General features: G+C 71.8%; 24 protein-coding genes. 12 read left to right on the top strand and 12 right to left on the bottom strand.

Annotation, left to right across the window (positions count from 1 at the left end; all coding sequences use genetic code 11):
• Window positions 1-49 precede the first annotated feature (49 nt).
• A complete protein-coding gene (locus OG841_RS43455; protein ID WP_371569860.1) occupies window positions 50-1,558 on the top strand; it encodes a metallophosphoesterase family protein in 1,509 nt (502 codons plus the stop codon).
• 91 nt (window positions 1,559-1,649) lie between these two features.
• Complete coding sequence (locus OG841_RS43450) at window positions 1,650-2,678, top strand: LLM class flavin-dependent oxidoreductase (protein WP_328636333.1); 1,029 nt, start codon at window positions 1,650-1,652, stop codon at window positions 2,676-2,678.
• 438 nt (window positions 2,679-3,116) lie between these two features.
• On the opposite strand, the gene OG841_RS43445 is transcribed toward OG841_RS43450, so the two are convergent.
• On the bottom strand, window positions 3,117-4,082 hold the full coding sequence (locus OG841_RS43445; protein ID WP_328636334.1) for a TauD/TfdA dioxygenase family protein: 966 nt from the start codon (window positions 4,080-4,082) through the stop codon (window positions 3,117-3,119).
• Window positions 4,083-4,159: 77 nt separating this feature from the next.
• On the opposite strand from OG841_RS43445, the gene OG841_RS43440 reads away from it, so the two are divergent.
• The 4 genes from OG841_RS43440 to OG841_RS43425 all read left to right on the top strand — a co-directional run bounded on the left by OG841_RS43440 (window position 4,160) and on the right by OG841_RS43425 (window position 6,863).
• Complete coding sequence (locus OG841_RS43440; RefSeq protein WP_328636335.1) at window positions 4,160-4,783, top strand: HIT family protein; 624 nt, start codon at window positions 4,160-4,162, stop codon at window positions 4,781-4,783.
• Window positions 4,784-4,880: 97 nt separating this feature from the next.
• Window positions 4,881-5,711, top strand: a complete 831-nt coding sequence (locus OG841_RS43435; protein WP_371569857.1) for an aldo/keto reductase — start codon at window positions 4,881-4,883, stop codon at window positions 5,709-5,711.
• Window positions 5,712-5,736: 25 nt separating this feature from the next.
• Entirely contained in the window at window positions 5,737-6,318 is a 582-nt protein-coding gene (locus OG841_RS43430) for a DNA polymerase ligase N-terminal domain-containing protein (protein WP_371569855.1), read from the top strand.
• Between the two features lie 110 nt (window positions 6,319-6,428).
• Window positions 6,429-6,863 (top strand): cupin domain-containing protein, encoded by a 435-nt coding sequence (locus tag OG841_RS43425; protein ID WP_328643446.1) that lies wholly within the window; start codon window positions 6,429-6,431, stop codon window positions 6,861-6,863.
• A 9-nt stretch (window positions 6,864-6,872) separates the two neighbouring features.
• Here OG841_RS43425 and OG841_RS43420 read toward each other — a convergent pair whose 3' ends face one another.
• The 4 genes from OG841_RS43420 to OG841_RS43405 all read right to left on the bottom strand — a co-directional run bounded on the left by OG841_RS43420 (window position 6,873) and on the right by OG841_RS43405 (window position 10,984).
• On the bottom strand, window positions 6,873-9,227 hold the full coding sequence (locus OG841_RS43420; protein WP_371569853.1) for a SpoIIE family protein phosphatase: 2,355 nt from the start codon (window positions 9,225-9,227) through the stop codon (window positions 6,873-6,875).
• A 75-nt stretch (window positions 9,228-9,302) separates the two neighbouring features.
• Window positions 9,303-9,770, bottom strand: coding sequence for a peroxiredoxin (locus OG841_RS43415; protein WP_328636339.1), 468 nt, complete (start codon window positions 9,768-9,770; stop codon window positions 9,303-9,305).
• On the bottom strand, window positions 9,767-10,147 hold the full coding sequence (locus tag OG841_RS43410) for a DoxX family protein (RefSeq protein WP_266520018.1): 381 nt from the start codon (window positions 10,145-10,147) through the stop codon (window positions 9,767-9,769). Before OG841_RS43410 ends, OG841_RS43415 begins: the two co-directional genes overlap by 4 nt.
• 72 nt (window positions 10,148-10,219) lie before the next feature.
• Entirely contained in the window at window positions 10,220-10,984 is a 765-nt protein-coding gene (locus tag OG841_RS43405; RefSeq protein WP_328636340.1) for an AraC family transcriptional regulator, read from the bottom strand.
• 81 nt (window positions 10,985-11,065) lie between these two features.
• On the opposite strand from OG841_RS43405, the gene OG841_RS43400 reads away from it, so the two are divergent.
• The gene (locus OG841_RS43400) at window positions 11,066-12,202 is read left to right on the top strand and encodes an MFS transporter (RefSeq protein ID WP_371571000.1); all 1,137 of its coding nucleotides are present in this window, start codon (window positions 11,066-11,068) and stop codon (window positions 12,200-12,202) included.
• A gap of 3 nt (window positions 12,203-12,205) precedes the next feature.
• On the opposite strand, the gene OG841_RS43395 is transcribed toward OG841_RS43400, so the two are convergent.
• The 6 genes from OG841_RS43395 to OG841_RS43370 all read right to left on the bottom strand — a co-directional run bounded on the left by OG841_RS43395 (window position 12,206) and on the right by OG841_RS43370 (window position 17,208).
• Window positions 12,206-12,721, bottom strand: coding sequence for a MarR family winged helix-turn-helix transcriptional regulator (locus OG841_RS43395; RefSeq protein ID WP_371569850.1), 516 nt, complete (start codon window positions 12,719-12,721; stop codon window positions 12,206-12,208).
• Window positions 12,722-12,844: 123 nt separating this feature from the next.
• A complete protein-coding gene (locus tag OG841_RS43390) occupies window positions 12,845-14,032 on the bottom strand; it encodes an NAD(P)/FAD-dependent oxidoreductase (RefSeq protein ID WP_371569848.1) in 1,188 nt (395 codons plus the stop codon).
• Window positions 14,029-14,223 carry a ferredoxin gene (locus tag OG841_RS43385; RefSeq protein ID WP_328636342.1) on the bottom strand — a complete coding sequence of 65 codons (195 nt, stop codon included), beginning with the start codon at window positions 14,221-14,223 and terminating at the stop codon, window positions 14,029-14,031. The genes OG841_RS43390 and OG841_RS43385 overlap by 4 nt, the downstream gene beginning before the upstream one ends.
• A gap of 48 nt (window positions 14,224-14,271) precedes the next feature.
• On the bottom strand, window positions 14,272-15,504 hold the full coding sequence (locus OG841_RS43380) for a cytochrome P450 (RefSeq protein ID WP_371569846.1): 1,233 nt from the start codon (window positions 15,502-15,504) through the stop codon (window positions 14,272-14,274).
• Window positions 15,505-15,745: 241 nt separating this feature from the next.
• Complete coding sequence (locus tag OG841_RS43375; protein WP_328636344.1) at window positions 15,746-16,468, bottom strand: response regulator transcription factor; 723 nt, start codon at window positions 16,466-16,468, stop codon at window positions 15,746-15,748.
• An 89-nt stretch (window positions 16,469-16,557) separates the two neighbouring features.
• Window positions 16,558-17,208, bottom strand: a complete 651-nt coding sequence (locus tag OG841_RS43370; RefSeq protein WP_328636345.1) for a TetR/AcrR family transcriptional regulator — start codon at window positions 17,206-17,208, stop codon at window positions 16,558-16,560.
• Between the two features lie 245 nt (window positions 17,209-17,453).
• Here OG841_RS43370 and OG841_RS43365 point away from each other — a divergent pair, with 245 nt between their 5' ends.
• Together OG841_RS43365 and OG841_RS43360 are read left to right on the top strand one after the other, a co-directional pair.
• Window positions 17,454-18,938 (top strand): MFS transporter, encoded by a 1,485-nt coding sequence (locus OG841_RS43365; protein WP_371569843.1) that lies wholly within the window; start codon window positions 17,454-17,456, stop codon window positions 18,936-18,938.
• Window positions 18,939-19,299: 361 nt separating this feature from the next.
• A complete protein-coding gene (locus tag OG841_RS43360) occupies window positions 19,300-19,983 on the top strand; it encodes a response regulator transcription factor (protein WP_328636347.1) in 684 nt (227 codons plus the stop codon).
• 4 nt (window positions 19,984-19,987) lie between these two features.
• Here OG841_RS43360 and OG841_RS43355 read toward each other — a convergent pair whose 3' ends face one another.
• Window positions 19,988-20,677 carry a TetR/AcrR family transcriptional regulator gene (locus OG841_RS43355; RefSeq protein ID WP_365120845.1) on the bottom strand — a complete coding sequence of 230 codons (690 nt, stop codon included), beginning with the start codon at window positions 20,675-20,677 and terminating at the stop codon, window positions 19,988-19,990.
• A gap of 118 nt (window positions 20,678-20,795) precedes the next feature.
• On the opposite strand from OG841_RS43355, the gene OG841_RS43350 reads away from it, so the two are divergent.
• From OG841_RS43350 to ligD, 3 genes are all read left to right on the top strand, one after another.
• Entirely contained in the window at window positions 20,796-21,545 is a 750-nt protein-coding gene (locus OG841_RS43350; RefSeq protein WP_371569840.1) for an SDR family oxidoreductase, read from the top strand.
• An 83-nt stretch (window positions 21,546-21,628) separates the two neighbouring features.
• A complete protein-coding gene (locus tag OG841_RS43345) occupies window positions 21,629-22,000 on the top strand; it encodes a VOC family protein (protein WP_328636350.1) in 372 nt (123 codons plus the stop codon).
• Between the two features lie 82 nt (window positions 22,001-22,082).
• Window positions 22,083-23,063 carry a non-homologous end-joining DNA ligase gene (gene ligD, locus OG841_RS43340; protein WP_328636351.1) on the top strand — a complete coding sequence of 327 codons (981 nt, stop codon included), beginning with the start codon at window positions 22,083-22,085 and terminating at the stop codon, window positions 23,061-23,063.
• Window positions 23,064-23,141: the final 78 nt, after the last annotated feature.

The following is a 23,141-nucleotide window of genomic DNA, read 5'->3' as shown; positions in this document are numbered from 1 at the left end:
GGGACTCCCCCCTTCCTGGCTGGTTCTAGATCGTTGTTACGGTGCACCGGTGTCTGACTCCTCACGCGATACCGCCGAAGGCGCCGGCTGGGGCTCCGCCCAACTCGGCCAGTACCGACGGCTGATGCCGTCCAAGGTCGAGAAGATCTCGTGGCTGAACCCGAGGACGCTGTGGGCCGCCCGCAACGGCGTGGTCGCCTCCTGGTTCGGGGACCCTACGGGCCGTATCCGGAACCGATGGGTGGCCCAGCGCGCGGCCGCCGGCGCACCCGCCGACAAGGTGATCCGGCGCGCGGACCCCGAACGGTTCTCTTTCATGGTCATCGGCGACACCGGCGAGGGCGACGACCCTCAATACGCCGTCGTGCCGGGGTTCCTGAAGATCGGTCAGGACACCCGGTTCGCGGTCGTCGCCAGTGACGTGATCTACCCGGTGGGCAGCGCGGACGACTACGGCACCAAGTTCTTCCGGCCGTACCAGGACTACCCGGCGCCGATCTACGCGATACCCGGCAACCACGACTGGTACGAGGACCTCGGCGCGTTCATGCGCGTCTTCTGCGACGACGCCCCGCCCCTCGATCCCGAGCCCGCGCCCCGCCCCCTGACCCGCGCCTGGCTGCGCTCCCTGCTGTGGCACCGACCGCGCGCCGAGGACGGCCAACGCCTCGACGAGGCACGCCGGTTGCGTGCGGCACCGGCTCAACGGAGCGTCCAGCCGGGTCCGTACTGGGCCGTCGACGCCGGCCCGCTGCGCATCATCGGCATAGACACCGGGCTGCTCGGCACCATCGACGCCGAACAGGGAGCCTGGCTGCGCGAGGTCTCGCAGGGCCCGCGCCCGAAGATCCTCATCACGGGCTCGCCCCTGTACGTGGACGGCGAGCACCACCCCTGCGCCATCGAGGGCGGCGGCACGGTCGACGACATCGTGCGCGCCCCGGAGCACCACTACGTCGCGGCGATAGGCGGCGACATCCACAACTACCAGCGCTACCCGGTCGACGTGGACGGCCGCACCATCCAGTACGTCGTCTCGGGCGGCGGCGGCGCGTTCATGCACGCCACCCACACCATCCCGCACATCTCGATCGCGAACGTCGCGGAGAAGGACTTCCGCTGCTATCCACTGCGCGGCGACTCCCTGGCCTTCTACAGCAGGCTCTACGGCCGCCGGCTGCACCTGCGCCGCTTCTTCACCCTCACCGAGGCCGAGGCCACCGCGGTGATCGCCGAGCGGCTCGGCATCCCGCCCACCCGCCTCCGGGGCGAGCCGGCGCCTGTCACCTTCCGTACCCGCCTGGTCGCCAGTCTCCTGGGCGCGGGCGGCCGCCCGGACCGCACCTCGCGGTTCCGCCTGCCGGTGCGCAAGATCTACACGCAGCTGTTCTCGCCCAGCTCGGCGACCTACAGCCCGCCGTTCTTCAAGTGCTTCCTGCGCCTGGACGTCACTCCGGAGGCGGTGCGTCTGCGCTGCTTCGCGGCCACCGGCAACCTCGCCCAGGAGATCGACCCGCCGGTCGAGGACGAGGTGACCATTCCCTTGCCCCGATCGTGACTCGAAGGGCCCGGCGATCGGGAACATCATGCGGGACGGGCGGGTTGGCCCTGACGTACTACTTGATACATCAAACAACCCGGAGGAGCCCGTGCCGTCGTCCCCCCGTCCTCTGCGCAAGCTGGGCTTCCTGACCATCGGCCTGTTCGACGAGGCGGATCCGCGGCGCGGCCACGAGTCCACGCTGGAGATCATCGAGCTGGGCGAGCGGCTCGGCTTCGACAGCGCGTGGCTGCGCCACCGGCATCTCCAGTACGGCATCTCGTCCCCCGTGGCCGTCATGGCGGCGGCCTCGCAGCGCACCAGCCGCATCGAGCTCGGCACGGCCGTGATCCCGCTCGGCTGGGAGAACCCGCTGCGGCTGGCCGAGGACCTGGCGACAGTGGACATCCTGTCCGGCGGCCGGATCAACCCGGGCGTGAGCGTGGGCCCGCCGATGCACTTCGACGAGGTCAAGGGGGCGCTGTACCCGGACACGGCCGACGCCGAGGACTTCTCCTACGAGCGGGTGCGACGGCTGCTGGACTTCGTGCGCGGCAAGCCGGCCAGCGACTTCAGCGGAGTGCAGGGCTTCGAGGTGTTCTCCGACCGGGTGCAGCCGCACTCCCCCGGCCTCGGCCGACGGCTCTGGTACGGCGGCGGCAGCCTGAGTTCCGCACGCTGGGCCGGTGAGCACGGCATGAACTTCCTGACCAGCAGCGTCGTCAAGGCGGAGGGCACCGAGGGCCCGTACGACTTCGCTCAGATCCAGCTCTCTCACATCCGCGCCTTCCGCGCGGCCCACCCGGACGGCGCGGACGCCCGGGTGTCCCAGGGGCTCGTCGTCATCCCCACCGACTCGGCCTCGCCGGAGCAGCGCGCGACGTACGAGGCGTACGCGGCGAAGCGCACCCCTCGGACCACGTCACCGCAGGGCCCTGCGCGGTTGATGTTCGCGCCCGACATCGTCGGCACGTCGGAGGAGATCGCCGAACGGCTGCACGCGCACGCCGCGTTCCGTGAGGTCGACGAGGTGGCGTTCGCACTGCCGTTCACCTTCGAGCACGAGGACTACGTGCAGATCCTCACCGACATGGCGACGAAACTGGGACCGGCGCTGGGGTGGCGGCCGGGCGCGTAGGCCTGGCCGGCGGCCGAGGGGCCGAGAGATGACGCCCCCGGGCGGGCCGAGAAGCGACGCCGGGGGCGGGCCGACGTGCGACGGGCCGGATGGACGGAGGGGCGACGGCCCGGAGCGCCGACAGGAGAAGTCGGCCGCAGGGCCGACGCCCAGGGCACACGAGAAACGACGGCCCACAGCACCCGCGACGCAGGCCGGCCCCGCCACCGACGCCCCGAACGACCCCAGCAACGACGCCCCGGAGTACCAACGGGAGAAATCGGCCGCAGGGCCGACGCCCCGGGCGGCCTGAGAAGCGAGGCCCACAGCACCGACGGCACGGGCCCGCCCCCGACCCACCCCCTGACGAACGGGGGTACCGACGTCAGACCCGGGCCACCTGGCCACCGGCTGGGGCCGCCGGTCGAGCGGTCCGATCGGCACCGCCCCGTGGCGCCGTCACCAGCGCCCCACCTCGGTCCCGGTGATCGCCTCCGACGGCTTCCCGTCCACCCCCACCGGCACGTCCCCCGCCAGCATCACCCGGTGCATGGTCCGGGGGAAGCCGAGGTGGGCGTTGTCGCCGGGGGCCAGGTGGATGGTGGCCCGGTTGTCCCAGAAGGCCACACTGCCCGGCTCCCAGCGGAAGCGGACCGTGTACTCGGGCCGGACCGCCTGTTCGAGGAGCATGTCGAGGATCGCCCGGCTCTCGGCACGGGAGAGGTCGGCGATCTGCTCGACGTAGTAGCCGTTGACGTAGAGGATCCGCTCCCCCGACTCGGGGTGCACCCGCACCAGCGGGTGCAGCGAGGCGACCTGGTGGTCCAGGAGGTGGCGGACGTAGGCGTCGTCGCCCGGGCGGGGCTGGTAGCCGACGCCGAGCCGGTGCTCCACGCGCAGGCCGTCCACGAACTCCCGTACCGGAGCGGACAGCCCGGCGTAGGCGGCCGCGAGGTTGGACCAGGTGGTGTCGCCGCCGTACGGCGGAACGGTCTCGGCGCGCAGGATGGTCGCCGCGGGCGGGTCGATGCGGGCGCCGTGGTCGCAGTGCCAGCCGCGCAGCAGCGTGTGCCGCCGACGCTGCAGCCACTCCTCGTGCTCCATGCCGAACTTCCCGCCCAGCTCCAGACGGTCGGCGGTCGTCTCGACCTCCGCGAACTCCGCGGGCGACGCGCTGCCGCGCCTGCCCAGGACGACGGGCTCACCGAACCTGCGGGCGAAGGCCACATGGCCGGCGTGGTCGAGTTTCTGTCCGCGGAAGAACACCACCTTCCAGCGCAGCACCGCCGCCCGGATCGCGGCGACCACGGAGTCGTCGAGTTCGCCGGCCAGATCGACCCCGGTGATCTCGGCTCCGATGTGCCCGGCCACCGGGTTCACCTCGATGCCCGCGTCCCACTCCGCCGTGCCCGTGTCCGTCGTCATGCGTGCTCCGTTGATCGCCGTCATCCGTCCGAAGTCCGCGCCCCACGGGGCACGTCACCCATGGTTGACTGCCCAGCGTGACCGTTCCCTCAACTCCCCAGGAGCCCAGCCCCTTCGTACGGCGCCTGCGGGCGGGCGAACAGCTGCCCCTTCCCGCCGATTCGGTGACTGCCTGGGAAACCTTCCCCTTCGAAGGCGACCTCCGGGTCAAGCCCTTGCAGCCCCCCGTCCTCCCCGAGCCCGCCCGCTCCGGCGAGGACGGCCCCGAGGAGTGCCCCACCTGCCGCAAGCCCGTGACGGAAGCCCTCTGGTCCGACGACCACTGGCGGCTGGACGCGGTCGGCACCGAGTCCCGCCTCCCGGCGGTGGTGATGCTGCAGCCGCGCGGCCACTACGACCTGTCCGACCTGCCCGCCGAACGCGCGGCCGAGCTCGGCCCCCTGCTCCAGCGGGCGGAGCGGGCGGTGCGCGCTCTCGACGGTGTCGCCCGTGTCCACGTCAACCGGTGGGGCGACGGAGCCGCCCACCTGCACTTCTGGCTGCTCGCGCGACCTGCTGGGCTGATGCAGCTTCGGGGAACCTTCCTTCCCGTATGGGAAGAGCTCCTGCCGCCCCTCCCGGACGGGGAACGCCGAGAGGCCCACCGGCGGATCGCCGAAGCACTCGCCGCTGAAGGCGGCACGGCCCACACCGTCCCCTGACGAGGGTCCGCCGTCCTCGTCCGCGCCCGTCCGGTTGATCATTGCCCGCCCTGTCCGTGAGGCTGGGGGGACGACTCAGTCAAGGGAAGGTCCGGACGTGATCAGCATCCCGGCACACACGCTCAACGACGGTACGAAGATCCCCGCCCTCGGTCTGGGCACCTGGCCGATGAACGACACCGAGGCGGAGCGGGCGGTCGCCACCGCCCTGGAGAGCGGCTACCGGCTCCTGGACACGGCGACGAACTACCGGAACGAGACCGGTGTCGGCCGTGGCGTGGCCGCCGGCGGCGTCCCGCGCGAGGAGATCCTCGTGACGACGAAGCTGCCCGGCCGGCATCACGGCCACGAGGAGACCCTGGCCTCCTTCGAGGAGTCCCGTGCCCGTCTCGGCCTGGAGTACGTGGACCTGTATCTGATCCACTGGCCGCTCCCCCGCGTCGACAGGTACGTCGACTCGTGGAAGGCCATGATCAAGCTGCGCGAGGAGGGTCTCGTACGGTCGATCGGGGTCTCCAACTTCACGGCCGCGCACATCGAGCAGCTGGAGAAGGAGACCGGGGTCCTGCCGTCCGTCAACCAGGTCGAGCTGCACCCCTTGTTCCCGCAGGACGAATTGCGCGCCTTCCACGCCGACAAGGGCATCGTGACGGAGAGCTGGAGTCCGCTGGGCCGGGGTTCGGACCTCCTCGACGATCCGGCCGTGGCCGACGTGGCCGAGACGCACGGTGTCACGCCCGGCCAGGTGATCCTGCGCTGGCACATCCAGCTCGGCGCCCTGCCGATCCCCAAGTCCGGCGACCCCGAGCGGCAGCGCACCAACCTCGACGTCTTCGGTTTCGAGCTGAGCGAGGCCGAGATGGCGGCGATCGCCGACCGTGCGCACCGGCGCCTCGGCGGGGACCCGGAGGTGCACGAGGAGTTCTGAAGCGCGGGAGGGGTACCCGGGGCGCGTGACTGAGCGACTGCGGGACTACCGCGGCAAGCGGGACTTCGCGCGCACTGGTGAGCCCGAGGGCCGGGAAGGGCACACCGGTGCTAAGCCGCGGTTCGTCGTGCAGATCCATGACGCGAGCACCCTGCACTTCGACTTCCGCCTCCAGATCGACGACGTGCTGAAGTCCTGGTCGGTCCCGAAGGGCCCCTCCGACGTCCCCCAGGACAAGCGGCTCGCCGTGCCCACGGAAGACCATCCGCTGGAGTACGAGGAGTTCGAGGGCGTGATCGCGCAGGGCGAGTACGGCGGCGGCACCGTGATCGTCTGGGACCACGGGACCTACGAGCCCCTCAGCCACGACAAGAAGGGACGTCCCGTGGACTTCGGCCAGTCGCTGAAGCGCGGGCACGCCACGTTCCGGCTGCATGGATCGAAACTGCACGGCACGTACGCGCTCACCCGGTTCCGTGAGGGGTCCTGGCTGCTGGTGAAGGCGGCCGAGGGGCGGGCACCGGGGCACGGCACGCCCGATCCGCGCCGGGCACGCTCGGTGCGGACCGGCCGGACCCTGGCCCAGGTCGCCGCCGAGGAGAACTGAGCTGGAAGATCCACCGAATCTCCCCCCAACTGGCTTTCCGTGCCTCTATGTTCACAGCGACGTTCACCGCGACATGCGTCGCCCAGAACACGAGCCAGGAGGCCTTCCGTATGCGCATCGCGCTCCGTACCGCCATATCCGGCGCGGTCGTCACCGCCACCGTCTTCGCCGGCGGCACCGCACAGGCGACCCCGCCCGGCCCCGGAGTGACCGGCACGCTGATCGCCCAGAAGACCGTGGGCGACACCGACTACGTCCTCAGAGAGATCACCGTCCCGCCGGGTCAGGCGACCGGCTGGCACTACCACGACGGTCCCGTCTACGGGTACGTCAAGCAGGGCACCCTCAGCCACTACCACGCCGACTGCGCCAGTGACGGCGTCTATCGGCAGGGCACCGTGGTGCGCGAGCCCGGCGGGCCGAGCGACGTCCACCTCGGCCGCAACGAAGGGACCACCCCGCTCGTCCTGGAAGTGCTGTACGTGCTCCCGCACGGCTCGCCGTACTCGGAGGACGTGCCGAACCCCGGCTGCTCCTTCGAGTGAGCGCAGTGATCAGAAGTCGGGCGGTTCCAGCGACTGCTCGGCCCAGATCGTCTTTCCGCTGCCGGTCTGCCGGCTTCCCCAGCGCTGGGTGAGCTGGGCGACCAGCAGCAGCCCGCGGCCGCCCTCGTCGAAGGCGTGGGCGCGCCGCAGGTGCGGTGAGGTGGAACTGCCGTCGGAGACCTCGCAGATGAGGGTGCGGTCACGGATCAGCCGGAGCTGGATGGGCGGTTCGCCGTAGCGGATGGCATTGGTGACCAGCTCGCTGACGACGAGTTCGGTGACGAAGGAGGCCTCCTCCAGTCCCCAGACGGCGAGTTGCTCGGTGGCGGCCTGTCGGGTGACGGCCACGTGCGCGGGGTCGGGCTCGACGCCCCAGGTGGCGACCCGGTCCGCGCCGAGAACCCGGGTGCGGGCCAGCAGCAGGGCCACGTCGTCACCGGGCTCCTCGGGCAGTACGGCCTTCAGGACGGTGTCGCACAGCTCGTCGAGGGTGTCCGTTTTCGCGGTGAGCGCGCGGCACAGTTCGTCGGTGGCGTGATCGACGTCGCGGTCCCGGTCCTCGGTCAGACCGTCGGTGTAGAGGGCGACCACGGCCCCTTCGGGCAGTTCGATCTCCGTCGCCTCGAAGGGCAGGCCACCGACGCCGAGCGGGGGCCCCGTGCTCAGGGTGACGAGGCGCGCCGTGCCGTCGGGCAGGACGACGGCGGGTGGCGGGTGACCGGCGGAGGCCGCGGTGAGGCGGCGCGAGACGGGGTCGTAGACGGCGTAGAGGCAGGTGGCGCCGAGCTCGGCGACCTCACCCCCCTCGTCGGGGCGGTCGTCGGACGCGAGGTGGGTGACGAGGTCGTCGAGGTGGGTGAGGAGTTCGTCGGGCGGCAGGTCGACGTCGGCGAGGGTGCGCACTGCCGTGCACAGGCGGCCCATGGTCGCCGAGGAGGGGATGCCGTGGCCGACGACGTCACCGACGACCAGGGCGACGCGGCTGCCGGAGAGCGGAATGACGTCGAACCAGTCACCGCCGATGCCGGCCAGCGAGCCGGAGGGCAGATAGCGGTGGGCGACCTCGACCGCGGCCTGTCCGGGCAGGCCGCGCGGCAGGAGGCTGCTCTGCAGGGCGAGCGCGGTGGTGCGTTCGCGGGCGAAACGGCGGGCGTTGTCGACGCAGACGGCGGCCCGGCTGGCGAGTTCCTCGCCGAGGACGGCGTCGTCGTCCCCGAAGTCGTCGGGGTGGGCGATGCGGACGGCGACCGCGACGCCCAGGGTGGTGCCGCGGGCCTTGAGCGGCACGGCGAGCACCGAGTGGACGCCCTTGCGGTACGAGCGGCCGGCCGGGGCGCGGGCGTTGCGCTCGGCCACCCAGCGCACGAAGTCGGGCTCGCCGGCCTGGCTGAGGGCCCCCCGTCCCTCCCGCAGGGCCCGCGCGGGCGGCGAGGAGGCAGGGTAGACGTCCGTCTCGCCGAGGCGGACGGCGGCCTCGGGGGTGCCCTCGTGGCCGGAGGCGTGGGCGACGCGGCGCAGGACGACGTCGCCCTCCAGCGCGGTCGGCGGCTCGTCCGCGCCGAGCACCCAGTCGAGGAGGTCCACGCTGGCGAAGTCGGCGTACCGGGGCACGAGGAGTTCGACGAGTTCCTCGGCGGTGCGCACCACGTCGAGGGTGGTGCCGATGGTGGCCGCCGCCTCGTTGAGCAAAAGCAGTCGCCGCCGGGCCCAGTACTGCTCGGTGCTGTCGAACGACGCGATGGCCACCGCGTGGACCTCACCGTCGCCGTCCCGCAGGGGCCACATGTCGGTGGTCCACGCGTGCTCCCGGTTCAGCGCGGGAGCCCCGGTGAAGCTCTCGTACCGAACCGGACGGCCGGTGTCGACGACCTGGCGCAGATGGGCGAGCCAGCCGCGATGCGCCAGACGGTCCTCCACGCTCTCCGGGAAGTGTCGCCCCAGCAGCGCCTCCTGCGGTACGCCCATGATCCGGCAGGCCACATCGTTCAGCCGCAGGTAGCGCTGACTCGCGTCGAAGACCGACATGGCCAAGGACGCGTGCTGGAAGGCCTGGCCCGCCAGGGTCGGTTCGGGGCCACCGGGAGCCTCGGCGGTGATCATGTAGCCGGAGCATTCCCGGTTCTCACCGAGCACGGCGCAGGCGGTGAGCAGCAGCGCGAGGGACGAGCCGTCACGGCGGCGCAGCACGACGGCGCCGACCAGATCCGCGACGGCCTCGGCCGTCGGGGCCTCGGTGAGCAGGTCACGGGCCGAGCGGCCCACGACCTCGTCCGCCGGGTATCCCGTCAGTTCGCGGGCGCCCTCGCTCCAGCCCCTCACCACACCTCGGGTATCGACGATCGCCGCAGCAGATCCGTGCACCATTTGTTCAGGATCGTTCTTTTGTCCGGCCGGTTCAACCGAAACGGAGGACTGCGGGGCTCCTCCGTCCTGCGACCGTCACTTTCCGCGCTCGCGGAGAGCGGCGAGGGCGCGGTCGGCGTGGGTGTTCATGCGCAGCTCGCTGCGGACGACCTCCAGCACCGTACGGTCCTGGGCGATGACGAAGGTGACGCGTTTGGTGGGAGCCAGGGAGAAGCCTCGCTTGACGCCGAAGAGCTCGCGTATCTTGCCGTCGGCGTCGGACAGCAGGGGCATGCCGAGGGTGTGCTGTCCGGCGAACTCCTGCTGGCGTTCGACGGTGTCGCCACTGATGCCCACCGGCCGGGCGCCGGCCGCGGCGAACTCGGCGGCGAGGTCGCGGAAGTGGCAGGCCTCCGCCGTGCAGCCGGCGGTCAGGGCGGCGGGGTAGAAGAAGAGCACGACCGGGCCGTCGGCGAGCAGCTCGGACAACTTGCGGCTGGTGCCGGTCTCGTCCGGGAGCTCGAAGTCCTCGACGATGTCGCCGGTCTCGATCGCCTTGCTCATGCCTGGCCCTCCCCGTTCTTCGCGATGCTGCGTGCCCACAGCACGAGCGGCAGTTGCAGCGGCAGCCGTCCGAGAGCCGCCGCCTTGAGCGGTGCGGGACGGTCACGCCAGTCGGCGGCCATCTTGACGTTGGCGGGGAACACCCCGACGAAGAAGGCGGCCGTGGCGAGCGCCGCGGTCCGCCGGGTCTTCGGCAGCGCCAGACCGGCGGCGAGCGCGAGCTCCACGGCACCGCTCGCGTAGGTCCAGGTCCGGGGCTTGCCGGGCAGGGCCCGCGGGATGGTGGCGTCGTACGGACGTGGTGCGGCGAAGTGGGTGACGCCCGCGGTGGCCAGCAGGCCGGCGAGCAGCAGGGGCGAGCGTGGGGACCGTGACACGGTTCCTCCTCCTGGGGGGCTGCCGCGCACATTACTGGACGGTACAGGCACCTCGTGCGGCGGCCTCCGCCCTCACCGGGAACGACGGTTGTGGGTGCCCGGGGTGTAGCCGAAGGAGCGGTGGAAGACGTCGATGAATGCGCTCGCGGAGGACCAGCCGCAACGGTGGGCGACGGTCGTGACGGGGACGTCGTCGGCCAGCAGGCGCAGGGCGTGGTAGAGCCTCGACTGAGTGCGCCACTGTGGGAAGGTCATGCCGAACTCGCCGCGGAACAGTCGGCTGAGGGTGCGTTCCGAGGCACCGGTCGCGGCGCCGAGGGCGGCGAGGGTGCGCGGGTCGGCGGGGTCGGCGTGGACGAGCGCGCAGACCTCGGCCAGCCGGGGATCGGTGGGGGTGGGCAGCAGCAGGGGCTGCTGGGGCGAGGCGCGCAGCTGGTCGCGCAGGACGGCGAGCAGGCGGTGACGTTCGGGGCTGTCGTCGGCCGGGTCGCGGGTGTAGGCGAGGATCAGCTCGCGCAGCAGCGGGCCGACGGCGAGGACGGTCGGGGCGTCCGGACCGACCGGGTTGTCGTCGGCGGGGAGGCCGACCAGGTGCAGGTCGAGCCGGCCGTGGGCGCGGTGGGCGTGGGTGGTGCCCGCGGGGACCCAGATGGCGCGGGTACCGGGCGCGAACCAGGTGCCGGCGTCGGTGGTGACCGCGAGGACACCGGAACCCGCGTAGACGATCTGGTGGTCGTCGTGCCGGTGGGCGTCGATGCGTTCGCCTGCGGCGAGGTGCTGGGCACGCGTGGGCGCCGAAGGGGTGTGGCGCATGGCCGGGTGGCGGATGTTCGACATCAATGGGCAGATTATCGAAAGCGGGCCGGACACCACTCGGGCGAAGCTCGTCCGGTGTCCAGGAATCGTTCCCTCACGCTGATGTCGCTCGGTCACGCCTGTGTGGACGTGTACCAGGGGGCCGTCGCCGCCCTGGTGCCCTTCTTCGTCGCCGAGCGCGCCTCTTCGTATGCGGCCGCGTCGGGCATCGTCCTGGCCGCGTCCCTGCTGTCGTCGGTGGTGCAGCCGCTGTTCGGCGCGCTCACCGACCGCTGGGCGATGCCGTGGCTGCTGCCCCTGAGCGCGCTGACCGCGGGTTCGGGGGTGGCGCTGAGTGGGGTCGTCGGCTCCTATCCGCTCACTCTGGCGGCGGTCGCCGTGTCCGGGATCGGGGTCGCGGCCTACCACCCGGAGGCCGCCAGGGCCGCGCGAGCCGTCGCGTCCGGCGGCAACACGGGGATGGGGTGGTTCGCGCTCGGCGGCAATGTCGGCTTCGCCCTTGCCCCGCTGCTGGTCGCCGCCGTGATCGCCACGGGCGGGCTGAACGCCTCACCCTTGCTGGTCGTGCCGGCCGTGGCGGGTGCGGCCCTGTGCGCTGCGGCGGTACGCGCGTCCCGGGTCCGCGCGCAGACCGGACGGCCGACCGAGAGCTCCGGGAGCGACGACTGGCCGTCGTTCCTGCGGCTCGCGGGCGCGGTGGTGTGCCGGTCGGTCGTGTTCGTCGGGCTGAGCGCCTTCGTTTCGCTGTACGTCCGTGAGCGCGTCGGCGGCGGGGACGTGGCCGGTACGGCGGCGCTGTGCGTCCTCTACGCGGGCGGTGCCGTGGGCACGGTCCTCGGGGGCCGGCTCGCCGACCGGTACGGGCGCGTCGCGGTGGTGCGCCGGGCGTATGCGCTGACCGTGCTCGCCGTGGCCGGGTTGGTGCTCGTCCCCGGCCCCGCTGTGTATCTCTTCGTCGCCCTCACCTCGGCCTGCCTGTACGTGCCGTTCTCCCTGCACGTCACCCTCGGCCAGGACTTTCTGCCGGGGCGGGTGGGTACCGCGAGCGGGGTCACGCTGGGCCTGACGGTGAGCGTCGGCGGGCTGGCCGCCCCGGCGGTAGGGGCGCTGGCCGACGCCACGTCGTTGCGGACCGCGCTGGTACCGCTGATCGTCCTGCCCGCGCTGGGCGGCCTGCTGCTGCGGGGGCTTCGCGAGCCCGCGGTGCGACCGTCCGCTCCACGCCTTCCGGTGCGATGAGCTTCAGGCGGTCCCGGCCGGTGTCGGCTCCTCGCTGTCGTCGTCGATCGAGTAGGAGAGGAAGTCGTCCACCATGCGATGGAAGAGCCCGGCGAGCTGCCGAAGCTCCTCGGGCGACCACTCCGCCAGGGCCAGCTGCATACCGCGGGCGCCGGCGTCGCGGATGCGGTCGATCGCCTGCTGACCGGTCTCGGTGAGCTGGATGCGCTGGGCGCGCCGGTCGTCGGGGTCGGGGACACGCGTGACATAACCCGACTTCTGCAGCTGCTGGACGGTGCGGGTGACGTGGGAGGCCTCCACACCCAGTCGGTTGGCCAGCTCGCCCGGGCGCATCGGTTCGGTGTCGGCGACCTGCCGCAGCAGCGCCACGGCGGCACGGTCCAGCGGCACCTCGGCCAGGGCCATCAGCCGGTCGTGCTGCCGGGCCCGGGTGCTCAGGTAGGTGATGCGGGTGAGCGCCCGCTCGATCTCGATGACTTCCGGGGACGCGGGGACGTCGGGGAGCGGCTGTGAGGGCATACTGGCCAGTTTACCATCTTGTTGCGTAACTCAAGTAACCTACGGAGGGCCTGAGCGCGGGTACGGGGCGGGTACGGGAGGGAACGCCGGCAGCCGACCCGTGGCCCGCGCCCCCCCGAACACTCAGACGTCGGCCGCCGGGACGCCCGTCCGCACGGTCTCGCGCCAGGCCGCTCCGGTAGCGATGGCCTGCCGCCACCGCCGGATCGCCTTGGGCGGCATGCCCACCGCGAGGACACCGCTGACGCGGTCGTCGGTGCGGTACCCCGCGACGAACCGGCGCTGCGCCAAGTCACCTTCCACGACGGCGACTTCGTCGTGCCCGCGCAGGAAGCCGTAGGCCTGGATCTTCATGTCGTACTGGTCGGACCAGAAGTACGGCACGGGCGCGAACGGCTTGCGCGCCCCCTCGGCTGCGAGCAGGTTGCGGGCGGCCGCCATGCCCTGCTCGGCCGCGTTGGTGCGGTGCTCGATCCGCATCGAGGTGCCGAACAACGGGTTGTACCAGCGGGCGACATCGCCGGCCGCGTACACGTTCTTCGCGGCCTCGCAGTACTGGTCGCACACCAGCCCGTCGCCCACCGTGAGCCCGCTGCCCTCCAGCCACTCGGTGTTGGGCAGCGAGCCGATGGCCACGAGCACCTCGTCCGCCTCGATCTCCTCGCCACCGGCGAGCCGGACGCCGTCCTCGGTCACCTCGGTCACGGTGACTCCGCAGCGCAGGTCGACGCCCCGGTCCACATGGACCTGGGCCAGCATCCGCCCGCCCTCGGCGCCGACCGCGTGCGCCAGCGGCACCGCGGCGGGTTCGAGGACGGTCACCTCGGCACCGAGGCGCCAGGCGACCGCGGCGGCCTCCGCACCGAGGAAACCGGCGCCCACCACGACCAGGCGCTGCCCGGCGCTCAGCCGCTCCCGCAGCGTGAGCGCGTCGTCCAGGGTGCGCAGCACGTGCGCGCCCTCACCAGGCAGCCGGCGCGGCCGTACTCCGGTGGCGATGATCAGCCCGTCGTACGGCACCTCGGATCCGTCGCCCAACTCCACTGTGCGGGAGCCGAGTTCGAGGCCCTTCGCCGCGACACCGAGCCGCAGGTCGAGGTCGAGCGCGGCGAGGTCGGCGGGGGTGCGCAGGGCGAGCCGGTCCCGCTCCCACTCCCCTGCCAGGACCTGCTTGGACAACGGCGGTCGGTCGTAGGGAGGTTCGGGCTCCTCGCCGATGAGGGTGATCGCGCCGTCGTACCCCTGCCGGCGCAGCGCCTCGGCCGCCGAGAGCCCGGCGGCCGAGGCGCCGACGACGGCGATCCGCCTCACGCCTGGACCAGCCGGATCGCCGCGGCCGGACAGACGGCGACGGCTTCCCTGACGTCGTCGACCTGGTCGTCGCCGACCTCTTCCGTCAGGAGGATCGCGATGCCCTCGTCGTCCTGGTCGAACACGTCCATGGCGGCGACCACACACTGCCCGGAGGCGACGCACTTGTCGGCTTCCAGTTCCACCTTCATGGGATTCCCCTTGTCCTTCTCGCGGTTGTCGTGGGTGGGCGGGAGCCGTTACCAGGCCACCGGCAGTTCGTGGATGCCGTAGATGAACGCGTCGTGCTTGAACCTCACGTCCTCCAGGGCGCAGGCGAGCCTGAGGGTGGGGATGCGCCGGTAGAGGGTGCCGTAGACGACCTGGAGCTCCATGCGGGCCAGCGGCTGGCCGAGGCACTGGTGGACGCCGAAGCCGAACGCGACGTGGCGGCGGGCGTCGCGGGTGATGTCGAGGCGGTCGGGGTCCTCGAACACCTCGGGGTCGCGGTTGCCGATCTCGTTGACCATGATCACGCCCTCGCCGGCCCTGATGACCTGCCCGGCGAGCTCGATGTCCTCGGTGACCGCGCGCCGGCGCCCCAGGTGCGTGATGTGGAGGTAGCGCAGCAGTTCCTCGACCGCCGAGGCGACGAGCTTGGGGTCGTCGGTGTCACGCAACAGGGCGAGCTGGTCAGGGTGTTCGAGGAGGGCGGCGGTACCCAGCGTGATCATGTTCGCGGTGGTCTCGTGGCCCGCGATCAGCAGGAGCAGGGCCATCTCCGTGGCCTGCCCGTGCGTCAGCTCCCCCGCGGCGACGCGCCCGGCGATGCCCGACAGGAGGTCGTCCTGGGGGTCGGTGAGGCGCCGGGCGATCTGACCGGCCAGATATCCGGCGATCTCCCGGGTCGCGGCGCCGCGTTCCTCGGGGGTCGCGGTCGTGCGGACCATCGTCCTGGTGTTGTCCTGGAACATCGCGTGGTCGGCGTAGGGCACGCCGAGCAGTTCGCAGATGACCAGCGACGGGATCGGCAGGGCGAAGGCCTCGACGAGGTCGACGGGACCGGGACCAGCCAGCATGTCGTCGATCAGGCCGTCCACGATCCGCTGTACGGCGGGCCTGAGGGCCTCGACCTTCCTGATGGCGAACGGTGCCGTCACCATCCGGCGCAGCCGGGCGTGTTCGGGGTCGTCCATCATGATGAAGCTGAGCTTGCCCTCACCGGCCTCGGCACTGGCCTTGGTCGGATAGCCCGGCTGCTCGGTGTCGGCGCTGACCCGGGGGTCGCCCAGGACGGCCCGCTGCTCGGCGTAGCGGGTCACGAGCCAGGGCTCGCTGCCGTCCCACAGGCGTACCTTCGCGAGCGGCCCCTGCTCCTGGAGCTCCTTGAGACCGGGCGGCGGGTCGAAGGGACAGCGGGAGGCACGCGGCATGGGGAACTCGGGGGCGGTGCCCGCGACGTCGTGCGCGGGACCGGCCACGGTTTCGGCCATGGTTCTCCTCGGTGGTGGGGGGCTCTGCCCGAGGGGGCGGAGCGCCGGGGCGAAGTGGTCGAGGCCTCGGTGAACACATGCAAACAGACCGGGCTGACGTCATCCCGCCAGTGACCTGACGGGAAGCTGACGTGACCCGGATCACACACCTGGCGTATCGTCAACTCACTTTACTCACAGGTGAGTTGTGCATGGAGAGTCCGCCCGGAGACACCAGTACCCACCGTTTGCAGCCGAACCCTCACGCCTCCGCGTCGGCGCGTCCCAGCCAGTAGCCGAAGCCACGCCGGGTATGGATGAGCTCGGGCGCCTCCTGGTCCACCTTGCGCCGCAGCCGGGAGACGAGCTGTTCGATCGCGTTGTCGCCTCGGTGGTCGCCCCACACGTACCGGCCGATCTGCTCCTTGGACAGCACCCGGTGGGCGTTGACCAGGAGATGACGCAGCAGCCGGTACTCGGCAGGGGTGAGATCGAGGCCGCGCGGCCCGCGACGAGCCTCGCACAGGGTGTCGTCCAGCACGAGATCGCGGTAGCAGAGGGCGCCGGTCCGGGCGGGCCCTGCCCCGGTACCGCGCAGCAGGACCTGCACCCTGGCCAGGAGGTCGGCCACGCGGAGCGGCTTGGTGACGTAGTCCCGCTCCCCGAGGCCCAGTTCGGGCACGATCCGGTCCAGGGATTCATAGTCGATCAGCAGGAGCACCGGCGGCCGGCGGGCCAACGTCGGCCGGTTGCGGCCCAGTTCGGTCACGTCCGGCAGGCCGGCGTCGACGACCACGAGATCGAACCGCTCCCGGGTCAACCGCGCCAGGCCTTCGGCGGCAGCGGCGACGGCGACGACCCGATAGCCCGCCAACTCCAGTGTGGTGGAGAGCAGTTCGGCGGCGCCCGAGTCGCCCGCGACGACCAGGAGGCGCTGACCGGCACCGCGGGCGAGTGCCCGTCTCTCGCTGGAACTGCCATGCATGGACGAGACCGTTCGTCGGAGGGGATCGCCCGCCCACCCTAGCGCTTTCGTTGCCTAACTCAAGCAACACCCTCCCCGGTTCGGATCTTCTACCGGGTCGGAGTGACCGGAGCCGTCCACATGGCGACCACGACGTCACCGAGGCCGGTGGCGGCGTCGTGCCAGTTCGCGCGGGGTGTCGGGGTGTTCTCGGCCAGGGCCCGTTCGCGGTCGGCGGCCATGTGCACGATCAGATGCCGGGCCATCTCGGACCGCTCGGCACGGACATCGGCGGGCAGTTCGGGCAGACAACGGTTCAGGCCCTCGACGATCTGCCGGAGCGACGGCGAGGACATGGACTCCTCGACCATGATCTGCTGGAGTACCGGGTCGGTCATGACCTGGGCGCAGAACCGGGCGAACCAGGTGGGGCTGCCCAGCGCGGCGAGATGTTCGGGCACGGGCCGGACCAGGCAGTCCACCCAGTCGCGTACGTCCGTGGAGTCGCGGACCTCGGCCAGCAGCCGGGCGCGGATCTCCTCGATACGGGTGTGGTGCTTGCGGGCGATCGCCCGGACCAGGTCGGCCTTGGTGCCGAAGTGGTAGCCGACCGCGGCGTTGTTGCCCTGCCCCGCGGCCTCGCTGACCTGACGGTTGGACACGGCGAGGACACCGCGCTCGGCGAAGAGCCGCTCGGCCGCGGTCAGGATCAGCTCCCGGGTCGCGCTGACCTGTTCCTCGCGTACCGCCCTGCCCGCCATGCTCACCACCGCACCGGGACTTCGCTGAGCCCTCCGACGGCCAGCCCCTCGAGCCGCCCGAGGCCCGCCGGCCATGCGGCGGGTTCCAGTGCCGGAAGCCTACGCAACAGCACGTCGAGAACGGTGCGCAGGACCACACGGTCCCCCTCGGGAGACTCCGGCACCGGACCGGTACGCTAAGTCAAGCACCTGACTTAATTCTCCCACGGCTTTCGGTCCCGCCCCCCTGCCCTGGAGGCTCTTTCATGTCCGACGCTCCCGCCAGATCCGCCGACACGGCCGCTGTGGCCGCGCCGCGGCCGAACGCCGTGGTGGCGGTGCTGGCCTTCGCCGGAATCGTCGTCTCGCTGATGCAGACCCTGGTGATCCCGATCGTGCCGGAGCTGCCCAGACTGCTGGACGCCCCGGCCTCGGACACCGCGTGGGCGGTCACCGCGACCCTGCTCGCGGCAGCCGTGGCCACTCCGGTCGTCGGACGGCTCGGCGACATGTTCGGCAAGCGCCGGATGCTGCTGGTCAGCGTGGTGATGCTGGTGGTCGGATCGGTGGCCTGCGGAATCAGCCACGCCCTGGTCCCGATGATCGTCGGCCGTGCGCTGCAGGGCCTGTCCTCCGGTGTCATCCCGCTCGGCATCAGCATCATGCGCGACGAACTGCCCGCCGAGCGCCTGGCCGGGGCCACCGCGCTGATGAGTGCCTCCCTCGGCGTCGGCGGTGCCCTGGGCCTGCCGACCGCTGCGCTGATCGCGGACAACTTCGACTGGCACGTCCTGTTCTGGGCCTCGGCCGCGATGGGCGCGGCAGCCCTCGTCCTCGTCCTGGCGTTCGTGCCGGAGTCCCGGGTGCGCACCGGTGGCCGCTTCGACGCGGTCGGCGCGGTGGGCATGGCGGTCGGCCTGGTCTGCCTCCTGCTGGCCATCTCCAAGGGTGCCGACTGGGGCTGGACGAGCGGCACCACGCTCGGGCTCTTCACCGCGGCCGTGATCGTCCTGCTGGCCTGGGGCCTGTTCGAACTGCGCACCGCCCAGCCGCTGGTCGACCTGCGCACCACCGCCCGTCGTCAGGTGCTGTTCACCAACCTCGCCTCGATCGCGGTCGGTTTCTCGATGTTCGCGATGTCGCTCGTGCTCCCGCAGCTGCTCCAGCTGCCCACTCGGACGGGCTTCGGCCTGGGCAGGTCGCTGCTGACCGCCGGTCTGGTCATGGCCCCGTCCGGCCTGGTGATGATGGCTCTGGCCCCGGTCTCGGCGGCGGTCTCCAAGACCAAGGGCCCGAAGGTGACACTGATGATCGGCGCGCTGATCGTGGCCTGCGGGTACGGCCTGAACATCGTGCTGATGTCCGAGGTCTGGCACCTGGTGCTGGTCTCCTCCGTGATCGGCGCCGGCATCGGGTTCACATACGGCTCGATGCCCGCGCTCATCATGGGCGCCGTACCTGCGTCCGAGACGGCGGCCGCGAACAGCCTGAACACCTTGATGCGGTCCATCGGCACGTCCTGCGCGAGTGCCATCGCCGGTGTCGTGCTGGCCCAGATGACCATCGACCTGGGCGGTTACGCGCTGCCGTCCGAGAACGGCTTCAAGACCGTCATGGCGATCGGCGCGGGCGCCGCGCTCTTGGCCTTCGCCCTCGCCTCCTTCATCCCGCGCCCGCGCGCCGCGGTTCCGGCGGACCCCCCGGCACCGGCCGCCGCGGAGACCTCGGCCGGAACGCCCTCGGGGCGCTGACACCCACGCCTGGTGGTCGCCGACCGGCGACCACCAGGTCCTGCCCGAGGAGGACCCGCCCCTGGCGCGTACTGCGTTCTCAGTACGCGCGATGGACGGCGGTGGTACGACGACGAGCGGACCGGGTTACGCAAGACTGGCGATCCGGACCATGGAGGTGGGGACGCGTGGCCCACTCGGCCGGGAGGGGTCGCGGCGGCAGTCCGTACGGTCGTCGCCCTGACGGCCGCGCCGCGACTGTCCGCGTCCTTGTCCGGCAGCGTGGGCGGCGAGGGCCGTCCCGGCATGGACCGGCCGGACGCGGCGGGTCGGTCTCGGCTGTCCCGGTCCCCATCACCTCGGCACGTCAAGATCGGATCCCATGACCATCCGCGTACTGCTCGCCGACGACCAGGCCCTGTTGCGGGCCACCTTCCGGATCCTCATCGACTCGTGCGACGACATGGAGGTCGTCGCGGAGGCCACCGACGGCGCCGCGGCGGTCGACCTCGCGCGCGTCCATCGGCCCGACGTGATCCTCATGGACATCCGCATGCCGGGGACCGACGGCCTGGCCGCCACGTCCGTGATCTGCGCGGACTCCGAGCTGTCCGACACGCGGGTGCTGATCCTGACCACGTTCGAGATCGACGAGTACGTCGCGCAGGCACTGCGGTCCGGCGCCAGCGGCTTCCTCGGCAAGGACGTCACCGCCGAGGCCCTGCTCGCCGGCATCCGCACCGTGGCGGCCGGCGACTCCCTGCTCTCCCCCGGCGCCACCCGCACCCTGATCACCCGCTTCCTCTCCGCTCCGGGCCTGGGCACCCGGCTCGCGGCCGCCGACGACCTGAACGGCCTCACCACCCGGGAACGGGAGGTGATGGCGTGGGTCGCCGAGGGGCACTCCAACGACGAGATCGCGCAGAAGCTCTTCGTCAGCCCCCTGACGGTCCGCACCCACGTCCACCGTGCGATGACGAAACTGGGCGCCCGGGACCGCGCCCAGCTCGTCGTCATGGCCTACCAGTCCGGTCTGGTGCAGCCGCTGCCGCCCGAGGAGCGCTGACCCCTCACCGCTCGGAGAGCTTCTCCAGCCACTGCTGAAGCAGGGCCGACTCCGCCGCGGTGAGCGTCTGCGGCAGGTCGGCGCGCAGGCGGGCCGCCAGCGTGGCGGCCGCGACGGGCACCGGGCTTCCTTCCCGAGGCGGGTCGGTGTCGGCGGGCCGGGCCACCGAATCCAGCACCGCGTCCCGCAGCCGCTCCGAGTACTTCGTGTCCGCGTACTGCTCGGGCCTGGTCAGCATCGACAGGGCCGCCCCGACATTGGCGGACATGATCATCTGCGTGGCCAGCGCGGGCGGCACCGTCAGCCGTCCCGCGGCCGCACAGCGCTCGAGGATGCCGTGCAGCAGGTCGTGCGCCTCCTGGGCCGCGGCCGGGGGCGCGGTCAGCTCGGGCGAGTACATCAGGCGGTAGTGGCTGGGGTGCTCCAGCGCGAAGCGCATGTGGCTGTCCCAGCCACTCTTCAGGTCCTCGACCGGATCCCCACTCGGCCGCGCCTCCCGCTTGGACGCGAGATACCGCTCGAATCCCCGGTCGACCACGGCGGCCAGCAGACCGGCCTTGTCGCCGAAGAGCCGGTAGAGCATCGGCGCACCCACCCCGGCCTTCTCGCACACGGCGCGCGTGGAGACATCGGCGGCCGACGCACCGGCCAGCAGCTCGGTGGCCGCGTCCAGGATCTTTTCCCTCGCATCCATACCTCCCACGGTACGGCATTCGTAGCATCGATACGAGAGGGTAGTTACCATCGCTACGACTCTGTGTTATCGTCGATACGAGAAAGTCGTATCAGCGATACCCTAGGAGGATGCAGTCATGACCACTCAGCCCCGAACGGAACAGCGTGTCGCGATCGTGACCGGCGGATCGCGCGGCATCGGACGGCAGATCGCCCAGCAGCTCGCCGCCGACGGGTTCGCGGTCGTCGTCGGGTACGCGGGCAACAAGGACGCCGCCGACCAGGCCGTGCGCGCCATCGAGGAGGTGGGCGGCACCGCGTACGCCGCCCGCGCGGACGTCGCCGACGAGACCGCGGTCGCCACTCTGTTCGACCAGGCGGAAGCCACGTACGGCGGTGTCGACGCGGTGGTCCACGCGGCGGGCCGGATGCCCCTCTCCCCGATCGCGGAGCTCGACCTCGCCGAGCTCGACGCCCTGTACCGCACCAACATCCGCGGCACCTTCGTCGTCGACCAGCAGGCCGCGCGCCGACTGCGCCCGGGCGGCGCGCTCGTCAACCTCTCCAGCTCGGTCGTGGGCCTGGCCTTCCCCGGCTACGGCGCCTACGCGGCCAGCAAGGGCGCGGTCGAGGCCATGACCCTGATCCTCGCCCGTGAGCTCCGCGGCCGTGACGTGACCGTCAACGCGGTGGCCCCCGGACCGACGGCGACCGACCTCTTCCTCGACGGCAAGGACGAGGAGACCGTCGCTCGTCTGGCCGCACAGCCCCCGCTGGAGCGGCTGGGGACCCCCCAGGACATCGCTTCCGTGGTGTCGTTCCTGGTCGGCCCGACCGGTCGCTGGGTCAACGGGCAGGTGCTGCGGGCCAACGGAGGCATCATCTGACCTGCGTCCTCCGACATCCGGCCCCACCGCGGCCCAGCCCGGTCCCCGCCCCGGTTGTCCGACCCTCCGCCTACGATCTGCGGATGCGGCCCCACTTCACCGGCACCTCCCTGATCACCCACGACGTCCCGGCGCTCGCCGCCTTCTACGCGAGAGTCCTCGACGCGGAGGTGGAGGGCGAGGCGCCCTTCGCCCGGGTCACGGTCCCCGGCGCCGTCCTGTCCTTCTTCTCCACCCGGGGCATGGAGTCGATGGTGCCCGGTTCGACGGCCGCCGCCGCGAGCGGGAGTTTCACCGTGGAGTTCCGGGTCACCGACGTGGACGCACGCCACGAACGGCTCGCGGCCCAGGGCGTCGAGATCCTCAAGCCGCCGACCACCCAGCCGTGGGGCCGCCGGTCGTTGTGGCTGCGGGACCCGGACGGCAACATCGTGAACCTGTACCAGGAGGTCTGACCGGCCCCCGGGGCGGCGCCCGTTCAGGGGAAACCGGTGCGCGGAGCGCGTGACCGCCGGTGCTCGCGTCGACAACTCACCCGTGACCCTCCCGTCGATCTCACCCATGCTCGCCACACCCGGCGCCCTGCCGCCCGCCTCACAGGACGCGCGATGGGCCTACGAGACCAAGCAGGACGGCCAGCGAGTGGTGGTCTACCTCGCCGGGAACGGCGACGTGGTGCTGCGCGCCCGGTCCGGGGAGGAGATCACCGGCGCCTATCCCGAACTGCGGCCACTGGGCGGTGCGCTCGGCGCCACCCCCGCCGTGCTCGACGGGGAGATCCTGGCGCTGGACGAACAGGGCCGTGCGGACTTCCAGTTGCTGCAACCGCGCATGCAGTTGGCCCACTCCCCGGCCAGAGCCGCGCGCCGGGCGGCCGAAGCGCCCGTGCATCTCGTGCTGTTCGACCTGATGCACCTGGGGCCGCGCTCGCTCCTCGCCCTCCCCTACGCACAGCGGCGCGCTCGACTGGACGAACTGGAACTCACCGGCCCGCACTGGTCGACACCCGCCGCCCTCGTCGGCCACGGCGAACAGGCCCTGCGCGCCACGCGTGAGCACGGTCTGGAAGGCCTGGTCTGCAAACGGCTCGACTCGGTGTACGAGCCAGGAGTGCGCTCCCGCGCCTGGATCAAGATCCGCAACATGCGCAGCGAGGACGTCGTCGTGGGCGGCTGGCTGCCCGGCAAGGGCAGGCTCACGGGCCTGCCGGGATCGGTACTGGTCGGACAGCGGGGCGGCGGGCGGCTGCACTACGTCGGCAATGTGGGCACCGGCTGGAGCGAGGCGGAACGGACAGAGCTCGCCTCGCTGTTGGCCACCGCGGCCACGGACGTGTGCCCCTTCGATCCCGTGCCGCGGGTCCCGGGTGCGCACTGGGTGCTGCCCCGGCTGGTCGGCGAGGTCCGCTACAGCACCCGTACCCGGGCGGGGCTGCTGCGTCAGCCGTCCTGGCTGCGGCTGCGGCCTGATCTCGCGCCGGAGGAGTCCTCGGCCGACCTCCCCGACGCACCTGTGTGATCCGAACCGTTGGGCCGGTCGTAACCGGAGTGACGCCTTCGACCTCTTGGCGCGGACATGAAAAGCCGGGAAGCTGAA

It is taken from the genome of Streptomyces canus, from assembly GCF_041435015.1.
In the GTDB taxonomy this organism is placed as follows: Bacteria; Actinomycetota; Actinomycetes; order Streptomycetales; family Streptomycetaceae; genus Streptomyces; species Streptomyces canus_G.
This window is presented reverse-complemented; position numbering and strand designations above follow the sequence as displayed.

Bases quoted from the DNA above. Each gene is read 5' to 3' on its own strand.
- OG841_RS43445 (WP_328636334.1), bottom strand. From the start codon at position 4,082: ATGACGACGGACACGGGCACGGCGGAGTGGGACGCGGGCATCGAGGTG.
- OG841_RS43425 (WP_328643446.1), top strand. From the start codon at position 6,429: ATGCGCATCGCGCTCCGTACCGCCATATCCGGCGCGGTCGTCACCGCC.
- OG841_RS43420 (WP_371569853.1), bottom strand. From the start codon at position 9,227: ATGGTGCACGGATCTGCTGCGGCGATCGTCGATACCCGAGGTGTGGTG.
- OG841_RS43415 (WP_328636339.1), bottom strand. From the start codon at position 9,770: ATGAGCAAGGCGATCGAGACCGGCGACATCGTCGAGGACTTCGAGCTC.
- OG841_RS43405 (WP_328636340.1), bottom strand. From the start codon at position 10,984: ATGTCGAACATCCGCCACCCGGCCATGCGCCACACCCCTTCGGCGCCC.
- OG841_RS43400 (WP_371571000.1), top strand. From the start codon at position 11,066: ATGTCGCTCGGTCACGCCTGTGTGGACGTGTACCAGGGGGCCGTCGCC.
- OG841_RS43395 (WP_371569850.1), bottom strand. From the start codon at position 12,721: ATGCCCTCACAGCCGCTCCCCGACGTCCCCGCGTCCCCGGAAGTCATC.
- OG841_RS43385 (WP_328636342.1), bottom strand. From the start codon at position 14,223: ATGAAGGTGGAACTGGAAGCCGACAAGTGCGTCGCCTCCGGGCAGTGT.
- OG841_RS43380 (WP_371569846.1), bottom strand. From the start codon at position 15,504: ATGGCCGAAACCGTGGCCGGTCCCGCGCACGACGTCGCGGGCACCGCC.
- OG841_RS43375 (WP_328636344.1), bottom strand. From the start codon at position 16,468: ATGCATGGCAGTTCCAGCGAGAGACGGGCACTCGCCCGCGGTGCCGGT.
- OG841_RS43370 (WP_328636345.1), bottom strand. From the start codon at position 17,208: ATGGCGGGCAGGGCGGTACGCGAGGAACAGGTCAGCGCGACCCGGGAG.
- OG841_RS43365 (WP_371569843.1), top strand. From the start codon at position 17,454: ATGTCCGACGCTCCCGCCAGATCCGCCGACACGGCCGCTGTGGCCGCG.
- OG841_RS43360 (WP_328636347.1), top strand. From the start codon at position 19,300: ATGACCATCCGCGTACTGCTCGCCGACGACCAGGCCCTGTTGCGGGCC.
- OG841_RS43355 (WP_365120845.1), bottom strand. From the start codon at position 20,677: ATGGATGCGAGGGAAAAGATCCTGGACGCGGCCACCGAGCTGCTGGCC.
- OG841_RS43350 (WP_371569840.1), top strand. From the start codon at position 20,796: ATGACCACTCAGCCCCGAACGGAACAGCGTGTCGCGATCGTGACCGGC.
- OG841_RS43345 (WP_328636350.1), top strand. From the start codon at position 21,629: ATGCGGCCCCACTTCACCGGCACCTCCCTGATCACCCACGACGTCCCG.